This is a genomic window from Phytoactinopolyspora endophytica (assembly GCF_004138495.1).
Classification (GTDB): domain Bacteria; phylum Actinomycetota; class Actinomycetes; order Jiangellales; family Jiangellaceae; genus Phytoactinopolyspora; species Phytoactinopolyspora endophytica.
On the sequence record NZ_ML142867.1, the window covers coordinates 62,076 to 64,520 of the forward strand.

General features: G+C 66.7%; 2 protein-coding genes. Both read right to left on the reverse strand.

Annotation, left to right across the window (positions count from 1 at the left end; genetic code table 11):
* The coding region (locus tag ELR45_RS28030; protein WP_165368168.1) for an ABC transporter substrate-binding protein at positions 1-1,289 on the reverse strand (1,289 nt) is incomplete at its 3' end.
* A gap of 83 nt (positions 1,290-1,372) precedes the next feature.
* Complete coding sequence (locus ELR45_RS28035; protein WP_129669265.1) at positions 1,373-2,227, reverse strand: MBL fold metallo-hydrolase; 855 nt, start codon at positions 2,225-2,227, stop codon at positions 1,373-1,375.
* Positions 2,228-2,445 lie beyond the last annotated feature (218 nt).

Here is a 2,445-nt window from a genome sequence, read left to right on the forward strand (position 1 = left end):
GGGCGCGGCCCGACCTCGACCACGGAGCGCGGTTCCTCGGAGAACCCGCTCTCGAAGTCATAGACCACGACCTGCTCGTTCTCGTCGATCACGAAGTGGGCACGGGACTGGTCGGTGGACCGGTTCGGCGTGCCGAATGCGGGACCGAACGGGCCCTGGTACTCGGCGTCCGGCCAGGCAGCGGCAATATCCTCCGGGTCGAGGCTATCCGCCGCCTCGATGGCCGCCTTGACCATCAGCGTGTCGCCGGCGAAGCCCAGGAGGGCGACGGACGGCAGGTAGGCCTCGCCCTCGGCCGCCTCGTCGAACTGCTCGATCAGGGCCGCCCACTCGTCGTCCTCGGGCTCGTAGCCCTCGAACCAGTTGTAGGCGTACTGCAGCGACACGAACGGCTTGCTCCCGAGGTCGGCGCCCTCGAGGTCGGCGAAGGTGACCGCCTCCGAGGAAAAGATGTCCGCGACGTCCAGCTGGGCACCCTGCGGAGCCGCCGCCGCGGCGACGTTCGGCAGGTAGCCGAGGTGGATGAGCTCCGGGTCGCCCTGGCCGAGGTTGGTCAGGTAACTCGAGAAGTCACCCGTCGCGTCCGTGGGGTGCAGCTCCTGGGCGACGACCTCGAAGCCGTACTCGGGAGCCAGCTCGCGCCAGGTCTCGTGGTAGACCTGCCCGTTCGCGTCGTTGGGGAACAGTGTGGCGATCCGCGTGACCTCGGGGAACATCGCCCGCAGGTGCAGTATGTTGGCCTCGGCGCTCTCCCGGTAGGTGAGGAACTCGAACGTCAGCAGCGGATTGCCTTCAGGGTCGTCCATCAGCAGGTCGGTGGCGGCGCCGCCGTTGCCGATGGTGAGGATGTCGTTCTCCTTGTAGATCTCGTACGCACCTTCGAAGCCGAGGTCGGGCGCGGCGGTCCACAGGACGCCCTCGTCTGCGGCCTGCTGGGCGCACTGGATGCCGTACGTGGCCTCGGTGCGGTTGTCGCACTCGATGACCTCGAGGGTGTAGCTCTCCCCGCCCACCTCGATGCCGCCCTGCGCGTTGATCAGGTCCGCAGCGACCCGCACGCCGACGACCTTGGAGATGCCGTAAAGCGAGCCCGGACCGGAGAACTCGAAGTTGGCGTGCATCTTGATGACGTTGTCCTCGCCGACGGTGTCGTCCGCCGACTCCCCGTTGGAGGGTCCGCAGGCGGCGAGCATGCCGACGACCGTCAGCACGCCGACACCCGCCGAGGCCCAGCGGATCCTCGGCACCGGGCGGCTGCCGTGTGCAGTGGTGGTGTGAAACAGCGACATTGCTATCTCTCCTTGTGTGGGATGACGTGGAGCTCGGCTCTGCCGCGCCGGGGCCGGACGGCCACTCGTGCGGCGCGAACCGCTCAGCGGGCGGTCAGCTTGTCGTAGAGGGAGGCCGCGTTGAGGGTCTGGATGTGGCTCATCATGTAGCCCTGACCAACGTCGACCGGGTAGCGCTCGGCGAAGTTGACTCGTTCGATGGTCTCCTCGCGGGACCAGCCGCGGGCGACGGCGTCCGCCACGGCGTCGACCCACGTCTGCAGGACCTCACGCTGGACCTGGAGATAGGCCAGGTCGGTCACCGGGCCGTGGCCGGGCACCACGTGCTCGACGTCGAGTTCGCCGATGCGGTCGAGCGCGCCGAACCACTGATCGACGTCGGAGGTCATGAGCCAGGTCTGGCACTCGCTGAAGATGGTGTCGCCCGTGAAGACTACGCGCTCCTGCGGGACGTGGACGGCCAGCTGTCCCGGCGTGTGCCCGGGCGTATGGATGAGATGGAACGTGTGCGACCCCAGGTTCAGCGTGAGGTCACCAGTGAAGACGATGTCCCCGCCGTTGGGGTCCTTGTAGTAGGTATCCCGGTCGGGGATGATGTCCGCGGCCTCGGGGTCGTCGGTGGGGATCGCCTCGAGGGCGTAGGCGAACGGGTCGAGGTCCGGCGTGGGGACCATGAAGTTGTCGGCCACGCCCTGATGATGGACGACCTGGCCGGCGCCCCTGAACCAGTAGTTGCCGAAGATGTGGTCCACATGGTGCTCCGTGTTGACCACGTACCGGATAGGGCCGCGCGCCTCCACCTCCTGGCGCATCGCCACGGCCTTGGTCGGCAGCTGGGGAGTGTCGACGACGAGGACGCCGTCTGATGTCACGACGTAGCTGGGGTTGCAGCCCCGCCACTCCGTCTCGGTGTACACGTTCGCCGTCACACGCTTCATCGCGTTAACTCCCAGGCAGTCAGTTCTTGACCGGTGCCCTGCAACCCAGAGCGACGCCGGCTACGTTGAGACAGCATCGATTATCGACCATCGAAAGTCAATACCACCGATCGTCCTTCCCAACCTTTGATCGATCAATCAGGATCGCCACCCCTGGAGTCGAAGCCTCGCGCCGAGCACTTCCATACTTCGGCCACGACGACCTCACCAGTACCGAT